Consider the following 19646-nt stretch of genomic DNA (forward strand, 5'->3'; position numbering starts at 1 on the left):
AGTGAGGCGGCTTGAAAGTAGCGGAAAGAAGGATGCAAGTCCCTGAGAGGGACATGTGGCACGTGAAAGTGGCAGATAGAAGCCTGCAAGTCCCTAAGAGGGACTTGTGGCGTGTGAAAGTCGCAGAAAGAAGGATGCAAGTCCCTAAGAGGGACTTGTGGCACGTGAAAGTGGCAGATAGAAGGATGCAAGTCCCTAAGAGGGACTTGTGGCGCTTGAAAGTCGCGGTTAGACCCGTGAAGGTGCAGCCAACCCATGTGAAAGCAGGGAAGGCTGATTGCTAAGAAGGCGGCAATGGACGAAAACCAGAAATGACGGTGCAGGAATTTCCTTCCTAGGCACCGTCATTTATTTTCCCCGATTGCTTTCATTAAGCGGGCTGCCCTACATTTGAGACAACCTCGATAAATCTACGCTCTGAATTTCTTCAGGAAGTCTACAGCGAGCTTGATATCCGCCTCAGGGCTCGTCTTCACTTCGCGTTCGATCGTCAAGTACCCTGTGTAGCCGATATCCTTAAGGGCTTGAAGGTACGCGTTCCAATCCACGCCGCCTTCGCCGAGCGGAACCTCGCGGAATTTCTCACCGGACTCGGCCATGTCGGCCATCTTGTCATGATCGAGCGCCGGAGCCTCGTAACCGAAATCACCGTACACATCGCGCGGGTCGATGTAATCAACAAGCTTGATGCCATCCTTGGCATGCGTGTGGACAATATAATCCTTCAAGTTATATACGCCTTGAACCGGATCGTCACCGGTCACCATCACCATGTTGGCTGGATCGAAGTTGACGGATACGCCGTTCGAGCCAAGTCCGTCGAGGAACGACTTCAGATGCGCGGACGGCTCGGGTCCGGTTTCGATCGCGAAGAAGGCATCCATCGAGTTGGCGAACGTGCTGAGCGCCGAGCAGGCGGTGTGCATCGTTTCGTACACACGGCTGTTCTGATCGTGCGGAACGATGCCGATATGCGTGGTTACGATGTTCGTGCCAAGCTCAAGTCCGAGCTCCATGATGCGCTTGGATTTCTCGATTTTGGCAGCGTTCTCGGCCGGATCCTGGAATCCATGACCTCCGAGATCACCGACGAGCGCCGAGATTTCAAGCCCGAGCGAATCGATATAATCCTTCAGTTCTCTCCGTGCGGAAGCTGAGAGGTTGGCCGGGTCCATCTCGCCACTAACGGCGTAGATTTGGACGCCGTCGGCTCCGACCTCACGTGCTTTGACCAGTCCTTCCCGTACACCAACCCGAAAACTGTCAACAATAACGCCGATTTTGTTCGGCATAATAGGTCTCGACATGTAGAATTCCTCCTTCAATATGGTTTAGGTTATACTTCGCTCCATGCCTTACGAATATAATCAAGGCCGAATTTCGTACCAATGCGGCAATCTTCCATCCCTTCGAATTCGAGCGAGATGTAGCCGTCATATCCGGATTCCTTCACGATACGAATCACTTCCGGCATATCGATATCGCCTTGACCTACGATCGCACCGCGCAGCCAGTTGCCGCTCGAAGAATTGAACCAGCCTGCCCCAGGCACCCGTTTCGCGGGACGATAGTAGAAATCTTTGAAATGCACCATGGACGCGAGGCCGATGTTGTTCGCCACGGCTACCGTGGAAATCTCGTCCGCACATAGGAAATTACCGACGTCCAGCGTTGTCTTGAAATTCGGATGATTCACGGCTTGTACCAGAGCTTTCACCCGGTCGCTGTGCTGAATGAAAAACCCATGATTCTCCACGCTGGTCGTAATTCCTCGTTCCGCTGCGTAGTCAGCGATGATCCGGCAGGCGTTCGCCAGACGCGGCAGTTCTTGAAGAAAGTGAGTGATGGAGAGGTCCTTGGAGGAACCGACATCATGACGCATCAGTTTGACGCCAAGCGCGGCCGCTATATCCACCTCACTCTTCACTCTGGCAATCTCCGCTTCGTAGGCCGCATCATCCAGCTCGGCGAAGTTGGCACCGATCGCATAGTTGGAGATTTCAAGACCTTTGGCAGCGGCATGGGATTTAATTGTATCGATCAGCTCCGGGGTTTCCTGTAGGTTGAAACCAAGCGGAACGATCTCGATATGCTCTCCGCCGATTTCGGCTACGTAATCGATGACATCGGTAATCGTCATGTCACCTTTATTCATAGCTTGATAGAGGCTGTATGAGCTTACTCCAAGTTTCATAGCAGCACCTCAGCTCCTTTTTCGGCAGATTCGTAAATGCCGCACAGAATCTTCATGATCTCGACGCCGTCCTCAACCGGGCTGAGAGGTGAAGTGCCGTTCTCGATGCTGCTGATGAAATGATTGACTTCGCTTTGGAAAGCGGCGTCGAAGTCAAAACCTTTGTTATCGGTTTGAGGCTCGATATTAATAATGGTGTCATGCTTCTCCGTAACGATCACCACTTCAGGATCGATCTCAAATCCGCCTTTATCGCCAAACAATTTAACCGATTGCTGATTCTCTTTCGAGTGAAGCGTAAAGCTCACGTCAACCATCAAGGAAGCACCGTTCTCAAACCGGATCATCGCATTCGCCATATCCTCAACGGTGTTCTTCTCCGCATCGTAATCGGCGGCTTGATAGAAGGAGAGGTTGCGCACATTCGAGCGGTTACCGAGTTTCCGGTATGTATTAGCGCTTACAGCGACCGGTTTCGGACGTCCCATCATATACCAGCATAAGTCGATTACGTGTACGCCAATGTCGATCAGCGGGCCGCCGCCGGAACGTTCAATGTCAGAGAACCAACCGCCAGGGTTACCCAAGCGCCGGATGGAAGACGCCTTGGCAAAATAAATTTCCCCGAACTCTCCCTTGTCTGCGAACTCACGCAGCATTTGTGCGTTCGGATCATAGCGCCGAACAAAGCCCACCTGAAGCAGTTTGCCTGAGGACTTAACGGCTTCTTGTACGCGCAGAGCCTCTTCCACCGTCCGGCAGAGCGGTTTCTCTACCAGAACGTGCTTGCCTGCGTTAAGTGCGGCAATGCTGATTTCTGCATGTGTATTATTCCATGTACAGATGCTGACGGCATCAATCTCCGGATCGGCCAGCAGCTCATGATAGTCGGTGTACACTTTCGAAGCGCCGTACTTTTCAGCCGCACGCTGTGCTCTTTCTTCATTTAAATCACAGACGGCGAGCAGGTTCGCTCCGTCATGTTTTTGATAGGATTGCAAATGCATAGCAGAGATCGAGCCTGTACCGATGACGCCAACGTTGATCAATTTCATGATTTCACTCCTCTGAATTTACTGCATTACACTTTCGTATTATAATGCTTTTAGTGGAAGACACCATGATAATCCGTGCTGTTTGTTTGTACAATTATGCTGTCTTGCTGGAAGGAGACCAGAGCATTGGACTATACACTGCGTGAACCGATGACCATGCCGGATCCTCAATTTCCGATCAAGGTACATCGCTGCGATTACGCTGGCCGGGGTCAGGTATTGTTTAACCATCACTGGCATGAGCATCTCGAATTTCTATATTTTGTCTCAGGGGAAGCAACGCTTGAATGCGGTTCCTCTACCTTCAATGTGAAGGCGGGCGACTTGATTGTCGTGAACCGCAATGAGCTGCACTATGGAATCAGCCTCTCTGAGCATTTGTTTTATTATGCGTTAATTGCTGATTTCTCGTTACTGCAAAGCCATTCGCTGGATGCCCCGGAGATGAAGTTCATTACTCCGATCACTCAGAATCGGATGCTCTTCGCCAACCAGATTAACGGGGACGATGCACGTGCTTCGATGTTGGCGATTGTTAAGGAGCTTGAGGCGCGGGAATTCGGTTATGAGCTGGCGATTAAATCGGAACTGTATCGGCTCTTGACCTTGCTGCTTCGCGGTTATGTAGCTACCGTGCTTACGCAGGATGAGTACGTGGAACGGATGAAGAACGTGGAGCGGTTTGCGCCGATCTTCAAATATATCGAAGAGCATTATCGTGAGGAACTATCCGTGGAGTTGCTGTCCGGGATGGCTGGATTGAGTCGCTATCATTTCAGTCGGTTATTCAAGGAGATCAGCGGCAGAACCGTTACCGAATACGTGAACGAGACAAGGCTCAATCGTGCGGATTTTCTGCTGCGCTCAAGCCCCTTGACCGTGTCCGAGATTGCGACGGCCACAGGTTTCAAGGATATTTATTACTTCAGCCGGACCTTCAAGAAATATAAGCAGATGGCGCCTTCGGCGCTGCGGAAGAAGTAAGTCTGGTCGATCGCTAAGAAACAGGATTATGGTAGACATAATCATAAAGTCGGCATATAATGAATAATCATATTTAGTGCATAAAGTGGCGGAGATAACGGAGAACCCTTTAGCTTAAATGCGTACATGGTTTGGTATGCATTCAGCCGGAGCGGTTCTCTTTTTGTTAGCCTTTTTCGGAGAATGAATAGCAGCCGTGGATAACTCTTCATGTCAGAAGCAGAGAGGAGAATGTCAATGAGCACAAGCTTTTCAGGTTTATCCGCCAAGCAGCGGACTACTTATTTGCAGGAAATGTCGCAGAAGCAATTGGATTTACTTGTGGTCGGTGGCGGAATCACAGGGGCTGGAATTGCCTGGGATGCGGCATCCCGGGAGATGTTGGTCGGACTGCTGGAGATGAATGATTTTGCCTCTGGAACAAGCAGCAGATCAACGAAGTTGATTCATGGAGGTCTCCGATATTTAAAGCAAGGGGAGATTGGTCTCGTGCGAGAGGTTGGCCAAGAGCGGGATCTGCTTCATCGAAGCGCTCCTCATCTGGTCGAACCGATTCCAATGCTGCTGCCCGTCTATAAGCGCGGTACGTATAGTTATCTGGCGAGTTCCATCGGTCTGTATCTATACGACAAGCTGGCTGGAGTAAAGCCGCAAGAACGCCGAAAGATGTTTCGGCGCGAGGAGACGTTATCCCTCGAACCCCTCTTTCGTAAAGAAGGACTCAAGGGATCGGGGTATTATTATGAATATCGGACGGACGATGCACGGCTGACGATGGAAGTCATGAAGTCAGCGCGGGCCAAAGGGGCGATTGTTGCCAGCTATGCAAAGGTAATGGAATTCATCTATCGCGGGGGGAAAGTGATTGGTGTCCGTGCCATGGATCGGATGAGCGGGAAGAACTACGAAATTTTCGCCAAGGTCATCGTGAACGCTGCAGGTCCGTGGGTGGATCAAGTACGTCAGATGGATCAGTCCCTTCACGGCAAGCGGCTCTTATTAACCAAGGGGATTCATCTCGTAGTCGACCATACCAAGCTGCCTATATCACAAGCTGCTTATTTTGATGTACCCGGCGGCAGGATGATCTTCGCGATTCCGAGGGATGGCAAGACCTATATCGGGACGACGGATACGGTATATGAGGGTGCTTTGGAGACGCCTGGGATTACAGACGAAGACCGGCGTTATCTAATCGATGCAGTCAACGCTGCATTCCCTGATGCCGTGCTCGGCGTGCATGACATCGAGTCGGGCTGGGCAGGCATTCGGCCGCTTGTTCGTGAGGAAGGGAAGAATCCTTCAGAAGTTTCGAGAAAAGATGAATTGTTCTCCTCCGATTCCGGATTGATCACCATTGCCGGCGGTAAGCTTACCGGGTTTCGGAAAATGGCAGAGAGAGTCGTGAACATGGTGGCGAAGCACTTTCAAGACACGAACGGAGCGATTTATCCTCCGTGTACGACAAATCGAGCGCACATCAGCGGCGGCGACATGGAGGGGTTGTCCCTCCATCAATTCCAAGAGATTCTCACGAAGCAAGGCAGAATGCTCGGCATTCAATCGAATGACATTCTCAAATTGATATCGAGGTATGGTGCTAACACGAAAGAAATACTGCGAATATTTCGAGTGGTGCCACGCGAGGAGACGACGGAACTCACCTTGCTTCGTGCTGAAATATCGTACTCGATCGAGCATGAGATGACCTTGACCGCGCTGGACTTTCTATTGCGCAGAACGGGCTGGGTACTCTTCGATCGTCAGCGAACCGAGCGGTGCGCGGTACCGTTGATGGAGATGATGGGTGAGATGTTGGATTGGAATTCGGAAGAAAAACAGCGGCAATGGATGATCCTTCAGGATCTGCTGGAGATGACTTGGGGAATTGCCGAGAGCAGTCGTTCCGAAGGGGATTCGCGTTATTTCGACCATGAAGATCGACACGACGAGTTGATGGCACGGGAGAAGCCGCATGACGATTCCATAATCTCAGCCACCCATTCGTAACAAGAAGCATTCGTTTTTTATTTTTTGAAACCTTGTCAAATATTACATTGAATTACAGATTGCAGAGCAGAGGAGAACGAGCATGGATCATTTTTCAGGGTATATTTTCGATTTGGACGGTACGATTTATCTCGGATCAGAGGCGATTGAAGGGGCTGTTGAGACTGTTCATTATCTGCAAAGTCTGGGTAAGAAACTGCTGTTTTTGACGAACAAGACGATTGATTCCAGAGAAAATTACTTGAAGAAGCTAGCCAAGCTTGGCATTCAGGTCGAGCTGACGAATATACTAAACCCAGCGCTGGTCACCATTCACTACTTGCAGCAGCATCACCCGGGGGCAAAGGTTTATGTCATCGGTGAAGACATCCTGAAGAATGAACTGTTGGCTAATGGGATTGATTTTGCACAGTCCCCGGAAGAAACGGATATGGTTGTCGTGTCCTGGGACCGGGAGTTCCACTATCGGCATTTAAATTTCGCTTACCAGGCTATCAAGCGTGGTGCAAAGGTGATCGCCACGCATCCGGATCGAACGTGCCCGATGCCTGGCGGTGATATTCCGGATTGCGGCGGCATGATTGGCGCAATTGAAGGAACGGCCGGAATCAAGATTACGACGATTATGGGCAAACCTTCTGTATTGACGGCGTTGACTGCGATTGATATTTTGGGAGTGAAGGCGGAGGATTGTCTGATGTCGGGTGACCGGTTGGAAACGGATATTCGCATGGGGAATGAAGCTGGTATGAGTACGGCACTCGTCCTCACTGGCGTGTCCGTACCGGAAGATCTCAACACCAGCACGGTGAAGCCGACTTATGTGATAAACTCGGTTCACGACATCTATCTTAACAGTACTTTGAAGCAAACCTAATGAAGAGACGCAGTCTAAGTTGAAACAGCAACAAAAATATGCCAGTTCAACGGGAGAATCGGAGAGGTTGATCTTGGCAAAGAGGTGAAGACATGAGGACCAGTGTAGAAGGAGCTCAACGAATTACTTATTGCTTAAAACGAAAACCCATCATTACATCCTTAATGAATGCGGACGAATTGTCCTCCGTACTCGCAACCGAGTCGAATATCGTATTTATACTGAAGACCGATATTTTTATCATTGAGTCGATTGTGGAGCAGATCAGGGAAGCGGGCAAGCTTTCATTCGTGCATTTTGATCTGATTGAAGGGATTGGCAAAGATAAGACAGGGGTAGCCTATTTAGCAGAGAAGGTAGGCATCGACGGTATTGTCACAACGAAAAATACGGCTATTATTGAAGCGAAAAAATTAGGCTTATTGACGGTTCAGCGCTTATTCGTGTTTGATTCGGTGTCGCTTGATAACGGAATCAAGATGATCAAAGCCTCCAATCCGGATGCGATTGAAGTGCTCCCAGGCATGGTATGTCAGCGCATTATGGACAGAATTAGAGCCGAGGTGGACGTACCGGTTATTGCCGGGGGATTGATGATCGATCTCGAGGATTTCGATACCGCTCTGAAGAGCGGTGTCATTGGCATATCGACTTCCAGCAAGGAACTGTGGCGCTGGCAGGATGAACATATGGGATAGCAAAGAACCGCCTTAATTATGAAAAAGGTGGAGATCAGAAGTGGATATATTTCATCTAAACACGGAAACCATGCTAACGCGAATATTATTGGCTGCCTTGCTGGGCGGTTTGATCGGCTGGGAGCGCGAACGCAGGAATAAACAGGCGGGGCTGAAGACTCACTTGTTGGTGTCGGTCGGGGCAACGCTGATCATGCTGACCTCCATCTATGGCTTTGACTCTGCGCTGATGGATCATCCCAACGCGAGATTTGACCCTGCTCGTCTGGCAGCCCAAGTCGTCAGCGGTATCGGTTTCCTCGGAGCCGGTGCCATTCTGCGGCGGACCAACCATATTATCTCCGGACTCACAACGGCTGCAACGCTATGGGTAGCTGCCGCGATCGGCCTCAGCGTCGGTTCGGGTTTCTATTGGCCGGCCGTGACGACAACGGCTGTGGTGCTTCTGAGTACACTCGTGCTGAATAAGATCGAATCCCGATTTCTGTTCATCAAGAAGTCCGGCAGCTTGAAGATCATTATCGAGACGGGGGATCAGCCGGTTCATGTCAGCACGATCACGGAACTGCTCCAGAAGGCGAATATGACGGTTGAAGGCATGATCGTGAATAATGACACGGCGGAAGATGACGCTACCAGGGTTACGATGGAATTTCGGGTATACTCGTTCAACAGCAAAGGAATCAATGCGTTATTCGAGAAGCTATGGCAGGTGGAGGGCATCAAGCAGGTACGCATGAATTGGCGGGACTGATCATGCTTGCTGGTGCAACTGGATGAAATGAAACAAATGTCGGTGCAGGGTATCCCCGCACCGACATTTTTGGTTCTGCGCGTTAATTTCATTAGATCGAAGAGATGATAGGACCTTTAAGATCCGTTCTTTTTCCCTGACCTACCGTACCCGTACGTACGCTGGAAGCGATCAGGAATTGGGCAGCATAATAAGTGGTCATAATCCAGATGCCGGAATGGTTGATGCCGGACACGAACATATTCCAAGAGAGAATCGAATCGGATATAACGAACAGCAGGCTTCCGAAGGTCGCCCATAGATTACCTGTCATTACCGCCGACCAGAGCATGAGGGAAATGACCGTAATGTAAGCGATAACAGGAATGATCAATTCTGCTTGCCCATTCAGCTTAAGCGAGGATACGAGCTGAATGCCCATCCAAGCCGAATATATCGCAATAGGAACGATGCTGAGCAGTCTGAGGAGCGAATAACGCCACTGCGTAAGGAACCCGGCTGTATAGAATAAATGTCCGATCAGAAAGGCAGAGAGGCCAACGATGAACCAGATGAGGGTGGCATCGCCAATCATGCAGAAGAACAAACCGATGAGCAGCAGGGGGTGTACTATGGACTTCCTGGAAGGAAAATGCAAGTAGGCATAGGCGATAATGAGCAGCATGGGGATAACTTTGAACAACAACTTGACAGCCATCGGATCCGATGGGATAAAGAAAATATACAGGATGCTCATCACCAGGATGATGACAGGTAAAATCCATTTTTTCAAGCAGAAATCCTCCCGACATAAATAATGGTATTGGATTAAATATTCTGCATAGCCAGCATATTATCCTGTTAAGTAATCCTGATAAGCGGGTATAGACCAATAAGAAATAAACAACGGAGGTGATGACGTGATCAACATGAAGAGACGACTGGGAAAGCTGCTGATCGCAGGGATAACAACAGGAGCGATGATCATGACAAGCGGTGTACACGTTGGCGGTCCGAATGTCGCTGCGGCCGAAAATCCCCCATCCCCATGGATTGACATTACTGTTAACGGAGGAAGACTGCTGCAAGAATCGCCTGCCTTTGTACATCAAGGGAGGGTGATGGTGCCATTCCGTACTGTATCAACAGGCATGGGAGCGCAAATCGGCTGGAATCAAGCGGAGCAAACCGCTACCGTAAGCAACAGCAGCCACACGGCCCGTTATACAGTGGGAAGTTTGGATGCCGTCATGGATGACCATACCGTGCGGCTTGACGCAGCACCGATGCTGCGCGAAGGCCGGGTTTATATTCCACTTCGTTACGCCGCTGAAGGTCTGGGGGGAACGATAACCTGGGATAATGCAGCCAAATCGGCCGCAATCTATCCAGCACTTCATCCTGGGGAAGCGAAGTCTGCCACAGCTGATATCTCCAAGCAGGCAATTACGGCGCTTCAACATAAGGATTTCGACAAGCTTGCGGAGTTGGCGCACGCTCAGGGAATCACATTTTCCCCTTATGCCTATGTTGATCGTAAACAAGATATCACATTAACCAAAGAACAGCTGCGTCAAGGATTCGATCATCGTCAGGTTTACGAATGGGGCGAGTACGATGGCACCGGTGAACCGATCTCGATGAACTTCGAGGAATATTTCAATAAGTTTGTATATACAAGCGACTTCGCCAACGCGGATTGGATCGGTTATAATCAATCCAGGAGCGAAGGGAATTCCATCAACAATGCGAGTGCCGAGTACCCCGATGCTGTCCTCGTTGAATATTACTTTGACGGCATTCATCCGGACTATGGCGGTATCGATTGGCAAAGTCTGCGACTGGTGTTCCAACAGGAAGGCAATACGTGGGTATTATCCGGTATTATTCATGATCAGTGGACGATTTAATTGGTTCAGAGTTGTATTCGAAGCCGAGACCGTGAATTGATCGCGGTCTTGGCTTACCGTGTGAAGAAGGAGTGGTATCATATGGCGGACTCGAAGCCTACATTAAAAATATGCAGCAAAGGACATCAATTTTATAAAAGCAGCGACTGTCCCACCTGCCGAAGTGCGAGCAAGACCGCAGACCGGAGAGTGGGTTTCTGTTACAGCTCTCGGCACCGGCAAGACGTGCTCTAGAGCATAATGGCATTACAACGCTGGAGAAGTTATCCGAGTGCACCGAGCAGGCAATATTGCAGCTACACGGGATGGGACCAGCATCCCTGCCTAAACTGCGAGCAGCGTTGAAATCGGAGGGATTATCCTTTAAGAAGTAGGCCCATTCTTATTCCGAAAAAAATGCTTGCTATTTAAATCTAGGCGTTATATACTCTTAATTACGGTGATCAAATTGATCACGACTTACATAACATGCGGTCGTGGCGGAATTGGCAGACGCGCACGGTTCAGGTCCGTGTGGGCTAACCCCCGTGGAGGTTCGAGTCCTCTCGACCGCATCATTCTCATTAAAAATGGTTCTAATTGCTAAGGCAATTACGAACCATTTTTATATTGGCTATACAGTTAAGCTTCCGGGTTGACGAAACATCGAGAAGCAGTTGGCTTTATACAGTTTAGTTTAAGGAAACTCTTTAAATACGATGCGGGGACCAGCCCAACGACCTGCTGCCAAACCGATAAAGCCAAAGAGGGAGACTAGGACAATCAGATTGTAGGAATGCCAACTGAGCAAAAATCCGATGCCGCTTCCCATGGTTGTTCCGGCCAGTAATCCCAGTGCTCCGCCAATCTCCTTATGACGTAGCTTTTTCATGTTTTCGTCACCTCGATCCTCGATGTTATTTGTATTCCCTTATCTGTTCACATTATGCCTTTACAGAAAATAAGCTCAGCAGAAGCCAGATCAAATCCGGCGTGCTGAGCAATGATCGTTTAAGAATCTTTCTTCAATACACAATCCGCGAACAGTACGGCTTTAGGAATACGGAAGAATTGCTCCGCCTTTTCCTGGAACGCCGCAGACGGTACGGTGCCTTGATGCAGCCATTTGCGGAAGGTGCCGGGATGGACGCCGATCCAGCGGCTTACATCGCTAACGGACAAGTCATGTACCATGCATAACCCGGTAAGAATACGATTACTGACCGGTGAGCGGGTCAATGTGCGCTTCATGAATCGAGAAGGTGCAGGTTGGCAAATTAATGGCGATTGCTCCAGCAATTCTTCCCTGAACAGAATATGTCGTGGATAGCCGAGGTAGCTGCAAGCCTTTTCAAGGTTGTTCTTGCCGGGAACTCTTCCCTCATATACCCAGGCACTGACGCTGCGCGATGATACACCGAGTTCCTCGGCTAATTGTGACAGTTTGATATCATTTGCCATCAGGATGGCAAGCAAGACGCGGTTTCTGACCTGGCAGCGGGTCGGCCGACGAAAGCGCTTGACTCGCACACCTTTTCCCAAGTATTTACGATTGATCAGGGACCACGCCTCAATGGAGTGTTTTTCTTGCTGCAGATGTGTAGGCATAATTCCTCCGATTTTTTTTAACACAATACTACATGATTCGACACTCACTTTTCAATAGCTAAACGTTAAACATTTGTTTCCATTTCGTTGTTACATGATATGTCAGCTTGAATAAGCGAGTATTGAGGAACATGGCATATGTTATCTGGGTCTCTATTAATGTTCGTGTTTATGATATGATTATTCTCTATACTCAAATTTATTGAATATAAATCATAACAAACACGTACATTAGTTGCGTTTTATCTTGACATATTCGTGTGCGACAATTATATTATGAGTGTTGTTATGATATGACGCTTCAGATTTTATTCGTATATCCCTGAGAATAAGGTTCGGGGGTTTCTACAAGGAACCGTAAATTCCTGACTACGAATAGGGTGCCCAGGCATACCTATTGACGTAGCAGGAATTTTTTTGTGCCTGCGGACAGGATGTGCTTTGAGCCTCACTATTTTTCTAACAGGGGGATACGATGAGTAAATATGATGTGATCATTGTTGGGGCCGGTCCGGCTGGAATATTCGCAAGTTACGAGCTTACATTGAAGTCACCTGGCAGCAAAGTGCTGCTCATTGACAAGGGACATGATATTTACCGAAGAAGCTGCCCGATCTTGGAGGAGAAAATCAAGCTTTGTCCGCCGGCCGTTGGTCGCAAGGAGTTTGCAGGATGTCTTCCGGCCTGCTCCATTACCGCTGGTTTTGGAGGGGCAGGCGCTTATAGTGATGGGAAATTTAATATTACAACTGAATTCGGGGGCTGGATGACCGATTACTTGCCTGGCTCCAAGGTGAAGGAACTTATTGAATACGTGGATGCGATCAATCTGGAGCATGGTGCGACACCAGCCATTACAGATCCGACAACCGCTGCAATATCCAGCATTGAGAAGCGAGGTTATGCGGCTGGTCTTAAGCTGCTGCGCGCACAGGTAAGGCATCTCGGTACAGAGCAGAATCTTGAGATTTTGAAATCCATATATGAATATCTGAAACCGAGAATCGATATGGCCTTTCGGGCAGAGGTCGAGGATCTGGTTACGGTAAAAGAGGATGGCATTCATCGGGTCACCGGCATAACGATGAAAGGCGGCGAGGTGCATGAGGCGGATCTGGTCATGGTTGCACCAGGACGTGATGGATCGGCGTGGTTGACCAGCATCCTGAAGAAACGAAGACTCAGCATGCATAACAATCAGGTTGATGTCGGGGTGCGTGTTGAAACATCGGATGTTGTCATGCGAGAGATTAATGAGCATCTATATGAAGGGAAGTTCATCTTTAATACCTCAGTCGGTACACGGGTGCGCACGTTCTGCAGCAATCCTTCCGGGCACGTTGTGGTAGAGAACCACAGCGGCGTCATGGCGGCCAATGGCCATTCTTACAAGGATCCGGCTTTGGGGTCGACTAACACGAACTTTGCGCTGCTTGTTTCCCACAGGTTTACAGAGCCGTTCGATAAACCAAATGAATATGCAAGAGAGATCTGCAAGCGAGCAAATGATCTGTCCAGCGGCGGGGTCATCGTGCAGAAATTCGGCGATGTTCTGCGTGGCCGTCGATCGACGGATGGCCGTATTCGTGAAGGGTTTCTCGAACCAACCCTGAAAGAGGCGGTGCCTGGAGATCTCGGATTGGTGCTGCCATATAACACCATGAAGAGCCTGATTGAGATGGTGGATGCATTGGATAAGGTAACACCCGGGATTGCGTCTGAACATACTTTGTTTTATGGCGTAGAAGCTAAATTTTACTCAGCCCGGCCCAAGTTGACCGAAACGTTTGAAACGGAGATCAAGGGACTCTTCTGCGGTGGTGACGGTGCAGGTATAACGCGCGGCCTTGCCCAGGCTGGAGCAGCAGGCGTATGGATTGCACGCAATATGTTAGACCAAATACAGTGATTTTATGAAATGAAGGGGCACGGCCTGCATAGTATCCAGGCGGGTCCCTTTGTTGTCATATTCGATGGAGATGGCGCGTGCTGTCTCTATACAGTAAGGTGAGAGCGATTTCTTTTTTTTGGCGAACGGGTTATGATAGACAGGAGTGTACATACATGCGAGATGGAGGAATGGATGATGATTAAACATATTGTGTTCTTTAAATTGAAAGAGCCTACGCCAGAGAACATCGAGAAGACTGTACAAGTTCTGCTGGATATGGACGGTAAGATTCCGATGTTGCGATCACTGACAGCGGGCGCGGACGTGGTTCGTTCAGAGCGATCCTATGATCTTGCACTCATCGTTGAAGTCGACTCTCTGGAAGATTTGCAAGCTTATGCCGTCCACCCTGTACATCAGGAAGTCATTCGTTATATTAATACGGTTAAGGATCATACACTAAGCGTTGATTTTGAAGTGTAGTCCTTTGATTTAATAAAACTTCAAGCTGAAGGAGATTTTTGCAGTGTATTATGTGAATCAAGAGCAAATCGAGCGTCGACTTAACGCCATACCTGACATTGCTGCCGGCTTGCGTACAGCGGCGGAGTCCTGGGATGGAGGACTCGTCTATGGTCTCGTTCAGGAACGCGGGCTTCACCTCGCGATTGAAATTGTGACAGATGTCGGCAGTTACTTAATTGATGGATTTATTATGCGGGATGCAAGCAGTTACGAGGATATCATGGATATTAATCATGAAGAAAAAGTATTCCCATCCGAAGTCCATGCCGTACTGTTGGAATTGGTGCGGCTGCGCAAGCCGCTCGTTCAGGATTATTACGATTGGGATCGACAGTCCCTGCATCCGCTCACAGCGTCACTGCCAGACATATTGGAACAGTTCGCAACCGAGGTTCGTGAATATGTGAAGAACGAGATGTACTAAGAGCTCTTTCAATCTCATACCGATTTTATTATAGGGCAGGCCTTTCAAGTTGGATCTTGGAAGGTCTGTTTTTCTTGACTGCAAGTCCATGTGATGCACACAAAATAAAAATGTCGGATGCTGTGTCAAGACAAGCCCATCCTGCTTATAATGCATCAAGCGACTAGGCATTCGCCCGGTCGGATGGAAGGGGGATTCCCATGGCAGAGTGGAGCGTGCTGATTGCGTCAGCAGCCTTTGTATTTCTGGCGGTGATCGCAGTATGGGTGCTGCTGTCCGTCAAACGGCTGGTGCGACAAGCAGAAGGGGTACTGGGCGATTTGGCAAGAGACAGTGCTCAACTGGCTCAAGAAGCATCTGTTGTATTGGAGCAGTCAACCCAGGCCCTGACGATGGTTCAGAGGCAGTTAGCCACAAGCGAGGCCATTACGGCATCGATGAGTGATGCTGCGGCTGCAGTGGTCAAGACGGCTAATGCGGTTCAGACTGTTGGGGAAAAAGCCTCCATAACCGCCATTGAGCATCTGGAACGTGCTCGCCTCGAGAATGAACGGCAGATCGGGGAGATCTTCCGGTGGGTGGATGCCGGAATGACGATATGGCACACATGGAGCAATTTCACCTCGAAATCCGATAAGGGGCAAGCGAAATAGAAGGAGAGATGAGAAGATGAAAGAGAAGAGCAAAGGACTTCTGTGGGGCGTATTGATCGGCAGTGTAGCAGGTTCCGTCACCGCGCTTCTTCTGGCGCCGAAATCAGGCAAAGAACTTCGTGAAGATATTGCAGACGGTGCTCGTGAGATCGGCAGCATCGTATCGGAAGCGGCAGAGAAGGTAGGAGAGCAGGGCGTCAACTTCATCGGAATCGTTACCGATCGTGCGGAAAATGTAATCTCGGAAATTCAATCCTGGCGTAACCGTAAGGAATCTTGGCTGGCTGACGAAGAGATTGCACAAGTGTCGTCCTCGTCCTTCCAAGTGGAGTTTGAGGAAGAAGAGTTTGACATAGTGGAAGCTGTTAAAGATCAAGATTAATACATGACAAAGCCGGGGTGCTTGCGATCCCCGGCTTTACGCTGTCCTATGATAAGCTTGCGTCTCGGTAATAGAAATTCGGCGACTTGATTTCATTGTTGTACGATTTATGAAAAATGGGCGTTGTCGCCGGAGATACAGGAGGAATGAGCCAGCTCCAATCTCCGGTAAGCTCACGTTCAGCTCGCTGCTCATGCTGTTCAAACAGTCCGAACTGATGCGCAGCCGTATGATGGTCTACGATACTCGCCCCTGCAGCTTTGTACGAGTGAAGTACGGCGTAATTTAATTCCACGAGCGCACGGTCGCGCCACAGTGTCGATTCGCTAGTTGTGTCCAGGCCCATCAACTTGGCGACAAGCGGAAGTTTATTGTAACGTTCCTTGTCGGCCAGATTTCTGGCACCGATCTCGGTACCCATGTACCAGCCGTTAAACGGAGCAGCCGTATATCGGATGCCTCCGATTTCAAGCAGCATATCCGAGATGATCGGCGTGGCATACCAGCGTAATCCCAGATCGGCGAAAGCCGCCCAATCGGGATGCTCCAGCGGGATTTCCATCACCTTGGATCGAGGCAGCGGAATCCACTCCGGCGGATGGCTTCCCTGTTTGATCACAAGCGGGAGAATATCGTAATCAGTTAAGTCCCCTTGCCATCCGAGCTGTAGACATTGCTTGGTAAAGGCAACGGATGCAGGATCTCCGACATATCCATCGGGTGATTCATAGCCGGCATAGCGAATCAGCTGATGATTTTTAATGAGGAGCGGTTCTTCCCCAGGGCGCTCGGGTCTGAATATGGTGATGGTCGGAATGATTCTTCCATTATTCGTAGCGTCTGTAATATGATGCAGGAGCTGCTGGAATATGTCATTACTATCCGTTAGATGTCTCGCATCCCGAACCTGGAGGCGGTCCCAGAACAAGCGGCCGATACAGCGGTTGCTGTTGCGCCATGCCATTTTGGCCCCATGAATCAGTTCTTCGGTCGTATGTTCATAGGTACCGTGCTGGTTGATCTCGGCCCGAATATGCTGCAGGCGCGCTTCGATCTGTGCTGAAGTATAACCAAGCTCTACATAACATGTTTGTATGAATTCCCTGGCTTGATGGTATAAGGAATGAGGCTGTATGTTGTCACTCATTTATTGCAACGCTCCTTTGCTGTGCTAACAGTTTCATTCTATCCTAGTATAACCGGAAAGACGGCATCAATTGGTGCCAGAGTCCTACAATTACATGAACAATGGGAGATCTTGAGCGTTAGCGTGATAGAACCCTTGTTGATGGCAGTCGGGGAAATGGGTTAAGATTTAGGTACATTTCGCAGGAAATGAACATATGGTATCACAGTTAATGATGAAATTGATAAGAAGGAAGCGGTGGGTTCGTGCAGCAAGCAATCGCGATATTAGACTCGGGTGTGGGAGGATTAACGGTCGCCAAAGAAGTGATGAGACAACTCCCGCGGGAGAAAATCATCTACTTCGGAGATACCGCCCGCGCACCCTACGGACCCCGTACACCGGAAGAAGTCCGTTTATTTACGGAACAGATTGTGGATTATCTCATTCAGTATGATCCCAAAATGATTGTGATCGCTTGTAATACCGCTACTGCGGCAGCGCTTGATTATATCTCATCCAAAGTGCCGGTTCCCGTCATAGGCGTAATCCATCCGGGAGCGCGTGCGGCAATTAGTGCTACCAAGACAGGCATGGTTGGCGTAATCGGTACAGTCGGCACGATCGGCAGCGGAGCCTATACCGCGGCTCTAAAGCAGCTGTCGCCTTATGTTGAGGTGGAGAGCCAGGCTTGCCCAGAGTTAGTGCCGCTTGTAGAGCATGGTTTGTTCCGATCACACGGAGCTCTGCAAGTCGTCAAAAATTCTCTGGTAGAGATGAGAAAATCGTCGATTGACTGTCTAATTCTAGGATGCACGCATTATCCTTTTCTCATGGACACGATTCAGACGGTGATGGGATCTCAGGTTAAGCTGATCAGTTCCGCTGATGAAACGGCCCGGGAAGTGAGCACGATCCTGTATGAGAAAGGCCAGCTCGCCAGCAGTGAGGAAAGCCCGGTTCATCAATTCTTCTGTACAGGCGATCCGGTCATATTTCAGAGCATCGCTTCAGACTGGCTCGGTGACCATATCAAGCGGACACCGGTCGTATGGCAGATTACCAAGTTGTGATTCATCCTTAAGTTGTCACATTCCGGCCGGACAAGGGATTAGCCTTGTTCGGCTTGTTTGTTTTGAGATGGAGGTTTGGGAATTGGCTGTTGCTGCTGCGTTGTACTCCGGCCAATCGTACTTTAATCGAATACATGATGGACAACCGGCTGCTCATATATATGGTATGGACGCTAATCGAGGCGGCCCTGCCGCGGAAAGGAACTCTATCATGCAGCAATATGTCGTACAGAAAGGCGACACCTTAAGTCGTGTAGCGGCCAGACATGGTCTGGCGTTCGAACAGTTGATAACAGCGAACCCATGGGCAGCCCAGCAGTCCTATTTACGTCAGGGACAAATTGTTTATATCCCTGCTTCTTTACGCCGTCGTTATGTGATTCAAGAGGGAGATACACTTGAGAGCATCGCGGCCACATTCGGATTCAGCTGTGAGGCTCTGGTTGAATTAAACTCTGGTTTGTCCGTCAGCCATCTGCCTCATGGAAAATCGATTGTGCTTCCGATCTCCGATTGCAATCATCTGATCACGTTATCCGGAGAGTACGGACCAGCCGAGCTTGATCGTGATGTGAGGAGAATGAAGCAGCGTTATCCATCCGTTACCTGGAGCAGGATCGGAACGAGTGTCCTCGGTAAACCGATCCATGCTGGCCGAGTGGGGGTTGGCGGCAAGCGGCTTCATATTAACGCGGCTTTACATGCGAATGAATGGATGACAACTCCTTGCCTGATGCGATTTGTTGAAGATTATGCATCCGCATTATCAACGCAGGATAGGGCCGTGTATGGACATGATCCTCAGGCATGGTATGATCAATACACGTTATGGATCGTGCCGATGGCGAATCCCGATGGGGTGGAACTCGTGCAAGAGGGTGTTGGGCCTGCGCATCGGTATTATGAACAGTTACTGCAATGGAATACTAATCGTCAGGACTTTCGCAGATGGAAAGCGAATATTCGCGGGGTGGATCTCGGCGACCAATTCCCGGCCCACTGGGACGAGGAGAGCCAGCGTCGTGGCAAACAGACGCCGTCCCCTCAAGATTACACAGGGGTGTCGCCGCTTTGTGAGCCGGAAGCGCAGGCACTGCATGAACATACGCTGCAAATATCGCCGGAGCGGGTCATATCACTGCATAGTCAGGGAAAAGAAATCTATTGGAATTACAGAGAGCACGAGCCTCCGGAGAGCGAAGCGATGGCACGGATATTGGGCCAAGCAGGAGGCTACCGCCCGGTCAAGCTGCATGGCAGCGATGCCGGCTACAAGGACTGGTTCATCCAACATTTTCGCAGGCCTGGCTTTACGGTTGAGATCGGTAATGGCATTAATCCGCTGCCGCTTGCAGATTTCGAAGATTTGTGTGTTGAAGTAGGCAGTATCCTCTCGGCGTTTATGTCACTGGAATGAACAATCCGAAACCCAAGTTCAATGTATACGTATCTTATATTTAAGAGACGACCGCTGCTGAGGGAATATGAAGGCAGTGGTCTCTTTTCGTACACATGATAAAGGAG

The 19646-nt window shown here is 49.6% G+C and carries 20 protein-coding genes, 1 tRNA gene, 1 pseudogene and 1 riboswitch; of the genes and pseudogenes, 15 read left to right on the top strand and 7 right to left on the bottom strand.

Features of this window, described 5'->3' with window-relative positions; genetic code table 11:
• Positions 1 to 410: 410 nt before the first annotated feature.
• Genes JCM10914_RS17575 through JCM10914_RS17585 form a run of 3 tightly spaced genes read right to left on the bottom strand, consistent with a single transcriptional unit; the run spans position 411 to position 3249 of the window.
• Positions 411 to 1307, bottom strand: a complete 897-nt coding sequence (locus JCM10914_RS17575) for a sugar phosphate isomerase/epimerase (protein WP_023963434.1) — start codon at positions 1305 to 1307, stop codon at positions 411 to 413.
• Positions 1308 to 1336: 29 nt separating this feature from the next.
• A complete protein-coding gene (locus tag JCM10914_RS17580; protein WP_023963435.1) occupies positions 1337 to 2194 on the bottom strand; it encodes a sugar phosphate isomerase/epimerase in 858 nt (285 codons plus the stop codon).
• A complete protein-coding gene (locus JCM10914_RS17585) occupies positions 2191 to 3249 on the bottom strand; it encodes a Gfo/Idh/MocA family protein (protein WP_023963436.1) in 1059 nt (352 codons plus the stop codon). The genes JCM10914_RS17580 and JCM10914_RS17585 overlap by 4 nt, the downstream gene beginning before the upstream one ends.
• Positions 3250 to 3375: 126 nt before the next feature.
• On the opposite strand from JCM10914_RS17585, the gene JCM10914_RS17590 reads away from it, so the two are divergent.
• From JCM10914_RS17590 to JCM10914_RS17610, 5 genes are all read left to right on the top strand, one after another.
• On the top strand, positions 3376 to 4233 hold the full coding sequence (locus JCM10914_RS17590; protein ID WP_023963437.1) for an AraC family transcriptional regulator: 858 nt from the start codon (positions 3376 to 3378) through the stop codon (positions 4231 to 4233).
• A gap of 237 nt (positions 4234 to 4470) precedes the next feature.
• Entirely contained in the window at positions 4471 to 6243 is a 1773-nt protein-coding gene (locus JCM10914_RS17595) for a glycerol-3-phosphate dehydrogenase/oxidase (protein WP_023963438.1), read from the top strand.
• An 82-nt stretch (positions 6244 to 6325) separates the two neighbouring features.
• Entirely contained in the window at positions 6326 to 7120 is a 795-nt protein-coding gene (locus JCM10914_RS17600) for an HAD-IIA family hydrolase (RefSeq protein ID WP_023963439.1), read from the top strand.
• A 92-nt stretch (positions 7121 to 7212) separates the two neighbouring features.
• Positions 7213 to 7818: a glycerol-3-phosphate responsive antiterminator gene (locus JCM10914_RS17605; protein WP_036718811.1), complete on the top strand. Its 606-nt coding sequence runs from the start codon at positions 7213 to 7215 to the stop codon at positions 7816 to 7818.
• Positions 7819 to 7858: 40 nt separating this feature from the next.
• A complete protein-coding gene (locus tag JCM10914_RS17610) occupies positions 7859 to 8572 on the top strand; it encodes an MgtC/SapB family protein (protein WP_023963441.1) in 714 nt (237 codons plus the stop codon).
• A gap of 91 nt (positions 8573 to 8663) precedes the next feature.
• On the opposite strand, the gene JCM10914_RS17615 is transcribed toward JCM10914_RS17610, so the two are convergent.
• On the bottom strand, positions 8664 to 9344 hold the full coding sequence (locus tag JCM10914_RS17615; RefSeq protein WP_023963442.1) for a lysoplasmalogenase: 681 nt from the start codon (positions 9342 to 9344) through the stop codon (positions 8664 to 8666).
• A gap of 136 nt (positions 9345 to 9480) precedes the next feature.
• Here JCM10914_RS17615 and JCM10914_RS17620 point away from each other — a divergent pair, with 136 nt between their 5' ends.
• The 3 genes and pseudogenes from JCM10914_RS17620 (at position 9481) to JCM10914_RS17625 (ending at position 11015) form a co-directional block, all read left to right on the top strand.
• Complete coding sequence (locus JCM10914_RS17620; protein WP_036718839.1) at positions 9481 to 10461, top strand: copper amine oxidase N-terminal domain-containing protein; 981 nt, start codon at positions 9481 to 9483, stop codon at positions 10459 to 10461.
• 81 nt (positions 10462 to 10542) lie between these two features.
• Positions 10543 to 10835 (top strand): annotated as a pseudogene (locus tag JCM10914_RS28490) (RNA polymerase alpha subunit C-terminal domain-containing protein).
• Positions 10836 to 10931: 96 nt separating this feature from the next.
• A tRNA-Leu gene (locus JCM10914_RS17625) sits at positions 10932 to 11015 on the top strand.
• A gap of 122 nt (positions 11016 to 11137) precedes the next feature.
• On the opposite strand, the gene JCM10914_RS17630 is transcribed toward JCM10914_RS17625, so the two are convergent.
• Positions 11138 to 11332, bottom strand: a complete 195-nt coding sequence (locus JCM10914_RS17630; protein WP_023963444.1) for a hypothetical protein — start codon at positions 11330 to 11332, stop codon at positions 11138 to 11140.
• A 119-nt stretch (positions 11333 to 11451) separates the two neighbouring features.
• Positions 11452 to 12048, bottom strand: coding sequence for a helix-turn-helix transcriptional regulator (locus JCM10914_RS17635; RefSeq protein WP_023963445.1), 597 nt, complete (start codon positions 12046 to 12048; stop codon positions 11452 to 11454).
• A gap of 292 nt (positions 12049 to 12340) precedes the next feature.
• A riboswitch (purine riboswitch) is annotated at positions 12341 to 12440 on the top strand.
• Between the two features lie 83 nt (positions 12441 to 12523).
• On the opposite strand from JCM10914_RS17635, the gene JCM10914_RS17640 reads away from it, so the two are divergent.
• The 5 genes from JCM10914_RS17640 (at position 12524) to JCM10914_RS17660 (ending at position 15923) form a co-directional block, all read left to right on the top strand.
• Complete coding sequence (locus JCM10914_RS17640) at positions 12524 to 13957, top strand: NAD(P)/FAD-dependent oxidoreductase (RefSeq protein WP_023963446.1); 1434 nt, start codon at positions 12524 to 12526, stop codon at positions 13955 to 13957.
• 177 nt (positions 13958 to 14134) lie between these two features.
• The gene (locus JCM10914_RS17645; protein WP_036718842.1) at positions 14135 to 14422 is read left to right on the top strand and encodes a Dabb family protein; all 288 of its coding nucleotides are present in this window, start codon (positions 14135 to 14137) and stop codon (positions 14420 to 14422) included.
• Between the two features lie 43 nt (positions 14423 to 14465).
• Positions 14466 to 14888, top strand: coding sequence for a DUF86 domain-containing protein (locus JCM10914_RS17650; RefSeq protein WP_023963448.1), 423 nt, complete (start codon positions 14466 to 14468; stop codon positions 14886 to 14888).
• A 200-nt stretch (positions 14889 to 15088) separates the two neighbouring features.
• On the top strand, positions 15089 to 15541 hold the full coding sequence (locus tag JCM10914_RS17655; protein ID WP_023963449.1) for a DUF948 domain-containing protein: 453 nt from the start codon (positions 15089 to 15091) through the stop codon (positions 15539 to 15541).
• 16 nt (positions 15542 to 15557) lie between these two features.
• The gene (locus tag JCM10914_RS17660) at positions 15558 to 15923 is read left to right on the top strand and encodes a YtxH domain-containing protein (protein ID WP_023963450.1); all 366 of its coding nucleotides are present in this window, start codon (positions 15558 to 15560) and stop codon (positions 15921 to 15923) included.
• Between the two features lie 46 nt (positions 15924 to 15969).
• On the opposite strand, the gene JCM10914_RS17665 is transcribed toward JCM10914_RS17660, so the two are convergent.
• Complete coding sequence (locus tag JCM10914_RS17665) at positions 15970 to 17070, bottom strand: nitric oxide synthase oxygenase (protein ID WP_023963451.1); 1101 nt, start codon at positions 17068 to 17070, stop codon at positions 15970 to 15972.
• Between the two features lie 245 nt (positions 17071 to 17315).
• Here JCM10914_RS17665 and racE point away from each other — a divergent pair, with 245 nt between their 5' ends.
• A complete protein-coding gene (racE, locus tag JCM10914_RS17670) occupies positions 17316 to 18122 on the top strand; it encodes a glutamate racemase (protein WP_023963452.1) in 807 nt (268 codons plus the stop codon).
• 211 nt (positions 18123 to 18333) lie between these two features.
• Positions 18334 to 19539 (top strand): M14 family zinc carboxypeptidase, encoded by a 1206-nt coding sequence (locus tag JCM10914_RS17675; protein ID WP_036718844.1) that lies wholly within the window; start codon positions 18334 to 18336, stop codon positions 19537 to 19539.
• The last annotated feature ends 107 nt before the right edge of the window (positions 19540 to 19646 follow it).

Origin of the sequence: Paenibacillus sp. JCM 10914, assembly GCF_001315105.1 — a bacterium.
In the GTDB taxonomy this organism is placed as follows: domain Bacteria; phylum Bacillota; class Bacilli; order Paenibacillales; family Paenibacillaceae; genus Paenibacillus_AQ.